Origin of the sequence: Bacillus sp. C30 (assembly GCF_040838255.1) — a bacterium.
GTDB classification, from domain to species: domain Bacteria; phylum Bacillota; class Bacilli; order Bacillales; family Bacillaceae_G; genus Bacillus_A; species Bacillus_A mycoides.
On the sequence record NZ_JBFPJH010000312.1, the window covers coordinates 1 to 3,771 of the forward strand.

Annotated in this window: 3 protein-coding genes; 2 read left to right on the top strand and 1 reads right to left on the bottom strand. The window is 36.6% G+C overall.

Annotated elements, in window-relative coordinates; translation table 11 throughout:
- Positions 1-151: 151 nt before the first annotated feature.
- Positions 152-1,825: an alkaline phosphatase gene (locus AB3X49_RS19185; protein ID WP_367964070.1), complete on the bottom strand. Its 1,674-nt coding sequence runs from the start codon at positions 1,823-1,825 to the stop codon at positions 152-154.
- Positions 1,826-2,092: 267 nt separating this feature from the next.
- On the opposite strand from AB3X49_RS19185, the gene AB3X49_RS19190 reads away from it, so the two are divergent.
- Together AB3X49_RS19190 and AB3X49_RS19195 are read left to right on the top strand one after the other, a co-directional pair.
- The gene (locus tag AB3X49_RS19190) at positions 2,093-3,145 is read left to right on the top strand and encodes a pyruvate kinase (RefSeq protein ID WP_016096646.1); all 1,053 of its coding nucleotides are present in this window, start codon (positions 2,093-2,095) and stop codon (positions 3,143-3,145) included.
- A gap of 369 nt (positions 3,146-3,514) precedes the next feature.
- A partial coding sequence (locus AB3X49_RS19195; protein WP_367964073.1) for a DUF1292 domain-containing protein occupies positions 3,515-3,771 on the top strand: 257 nt, incomplete at its 3' end.

Genomic DNA, 3,771 nt, shown 5'->3' on the forward strand with positions numbered 1-3,771 from the left:
CCGTAAAGGAGAACCAAAATTTAATAAAACAAGAAAAACTATGGATACTATTGTTGAATGGATTTAATAAGAAAAATTTGTATCCATATAACGAAAAAAACGCTACCTTTTCTATAGAAAGGATAGCGTTTTTTTATGTCTGTTTTTAAATTTAGCGAGAATGCTTTGTGAATAGTTGAATTGCTTTTTCAGGTACATAGAATTTCCCGTTGCTTTCTACAACGATGCCTCCTAATTCATAATCTTTCCCACCAATATAGATAATGTTTTTATTAACAAACAATTTGGCCTCCGTATTATTGCGTTTTACTACAAGCACCGGGTTTCGTACATCTTTTTTGTCAATCGTTACAGTTGCACCAATTTGTTTAAAGGATGTTTCAGCATCTAAGAATAATTTCTTAGATAATTCTCCTAATTGAAAGCCCATTGCTTTGGCCATTATTTTCGCAATGTCTGTATTTTGGACTAAACCGTATGGCTTTTGAGGACCGTAAGAGTATAAGAATACATCTTCACCCGTATGACCACCAGTTGTAAAACCGATGTTCGCCCGGTTGGCCAATAATTTAGTAAGGATCGGACCTACATCAGTTTTCTTTTGTGCAGCGTTTAACTTTTCTCTTTCATTATCAGTTAGGTCGTCTAAACCGTAAAGAGCAGCGACCTCTTTTATATTAGATAAATCATCTTTTAGTTTATTTGTAGCACCTTCAAGTGTCATTTTTGCCTTTTTCAGTGGGGCAATGTAAGCTGATACTGGTGTGGTATCATATCCTTTTGTGGTATTGCTGTTGCCAATGGAAATACCGCTATTACCATGATCCGCTAAAGCAATGACCATAGTGTTACCGTCTTTCTTCGCAAATTCTAATGCTTCTGTAACTGCATCATCAAATGCCAATACATCGCTAATCATCCCGATTGGGTCATTTGCATGTGCTGCCCAATCTGCCTTACTACCTTCTACGAATAAGAAAAAACCATCTTTATCTTTTGATAATGTTTGAATTGCTTTTCTCGTCATCTGGGAAAGAGTTGGTTGCTTTAGATGGTTTGCTTTACGATCCATATCGAACGCAAGGGCAGTATTAGAGAAAGAACCCCAGATTTTATTTGATTTGGAGTTTAATAACGCATCTTTTGTTTCGACAAAGTCGTACCCTTTTCCTCGAATTACTTTTACTAAATCTTCGTTGTCTTTACGAATTCCGTTGCTTGTCGTAGGCTGAAGTGCTGCTTTTCCACCACCTAATACAACTTCTATATTTTGATACACTTGCTGTTCACCAAGTACTTCGAAATCTTTACGGTTAACGTGGTGGGCAGAGAAACTAGCCGGAGTAGCATGTTGAATTTCTGATGTAGCAATGATTCCTGTCGCGCGGCCGGAACGTTTTGCGCCTTCTAAGACGTTGGCAACTGGACGAAACTTGCATTCTTCTTTCACTGGTTCTAAGCCAGGTGAATTCACAACAGAAGGTAATACGCCCACGTAGCCTGAATTTGATTTATTTCCTGTCGCTAAAGCTGTGGCTGCTGGTGCAGAGTCCGTAATAGCCGATTCTGCTGAGTATGTACGAACACCTCCGGATACAATTTGATCTAGTGCAAGAGGTGAACCTTTATACCACCGGGCTAATGTTGTAGCAGAAGAACTTGTCCCATCTATAACCATGAAAATCACATTTTTAGGTTGCTTTCCTGCTTTTTTCGTCTCAGCTTTTACCTCGTTATCGTTCATTATGATTCCTGTTGCTAATGTAAATAGTGCTACCGTTCCCGCTAATGTTAGTCCCATTATTTTTTTTCGAAGAGTAGTCATTGTGGTTCCCCCATAGGTCGTTTTCGATATCCCAATCTAACGTTCGTATGTAAACAAGATTCATTATTAGTAGTACCCCATTGCAACGAAACTAACAATAACGATTGAGTCAAAATGTTGGGCACAAAAAGTTAAATTAAAGCTATTTCTTCAGCAAAATATTCTCTTCATATAAAACCTCTTTGCACCCTTAGTTACACGGTCTTTCCTATAAAAAGAATCTTCTCTTTATTTTATGGGAAACATTTAAAAAAGGATGGTGGGGACATGACAATTGATCGAGTTTGTACAATTGGGCCAGCGAGTAATAATGAAGAAACGTTAGCGCAGTTAATAAACAATGGTATGAAAATTGTTCGGTTAAATTTATCACATGGTACGCATGAAAGTCATAAAGACATCATTCGTTTAGTAAAATCGTTAGACGATTCTATTAAAATTCTAGGGGATGTACAAGGTCCTAAAATAAGATTGGGTGAAATGAAAGAGGAACAAATTACACTTGAAGCAGGGGAGTTATTTACTTTACATACCAATCCAGTTCAAGGGAATAAAGAAGAAGCAAGTGTTGATTATGTAGGGATCGCGAATGACGTGAAAGTTGGAAGTAGAATTCTTATTAATGATGGAGAAGTTGAGTTAATCGTTGAAAAGATAAGTTCGGAAAAAATAGAAACAAGAATAAAAACAGGTGGCAATATTTCCTCTCATAAAGGGGTGAACTTACCAGGTACAATTGTTAGTTTGCCAGCTATTACGGAGAAAGATAAAAAAGATATTCAATTTCTTCTGGAAGAGGAAGTTGATTTTATTGCGTGTTCTTTCGTTCGAAAACCTAGTCATATAAAGGAAATACGAAGTTTTATACATGAACATAAAGAAACATCTCCTAATTTAATTGCAAAAATAGAAACGATGGAAGCAATCGAGAATTTTCAAGACATATGCAAAGAAGCGGATGGCATTATGATCGCAAGGGGAGATTTAGGTGTGGAATTGCCGTATCAATTTATTCCGCTTTTGCAAAAAATGATGATTCGTGAGTGCAATCGAACGAATACATATGTCATTACAGCGACACAAATGCTTCAATCTATGGTAGATCATTCTATTCCTACAAGAGCTGAGGTGACAGATGTATTTCAAGCTGTATTGGACGGAACGAATGCTGTTATGCTTTCTGCTGAAAGTGCGTCAGGGGAGCATCCAATCGAAAGTGTGAAAACGTTACGTCTCGTTTCGGAATTCGCTGAGCATGTGAAAAAAGATGGGCCTTTTGCGATGAAAGATGTACTGGAATTGCTGCATAAGTCTCTTTAGTTTATATAGAAGGATTTATCTCTCATCCTAAAAACGTACGGAAAGGAATCAGGATAGGAGGTGCCATTTTAGTATTTACTTACAGATTGAAAGGTGTCATTCCAGCTGCCTATATGAAAGAAACATTATGGAACATGGAGGTCTTTCGGAAATCTAAAGAAGGATTTTAAATTAATTAATCCAATTATCTCATTTAAAATATGTTCATTCCTATTCATAAATGATATCCTTATAGTTGAATACTTTTGCTGAATCAGCAAGAATTTGTTGCTCTTTCTGTATGAATTCAACTTTTTTATGGAAAGATATGTTAGTAAGTGTGCAATTTGAACGTTTTATTTTTTAGAGTATGATAGGAGGAGAATGAATATGGAAGCAATTGAAGTAGGCGAAATTTTTAGTCTTACCGATGAGAATAATGAAGAACAGGAAGTTGAAGTGCTTGGAGCGATGGATGTCGAAGGTGCAGAATACATTGCGGTTGCCTTTGTAGAAGACATTCAAACAGAAACTGAGGAAGACATTGATATCTTCTTTTTAAAAGTAGAAGAAGATAATGAATTCTCATACATAGAGAATGACGAGGAATTTGAAAAAGTATCTGCGGCGTTCGAGAAGATTATGGA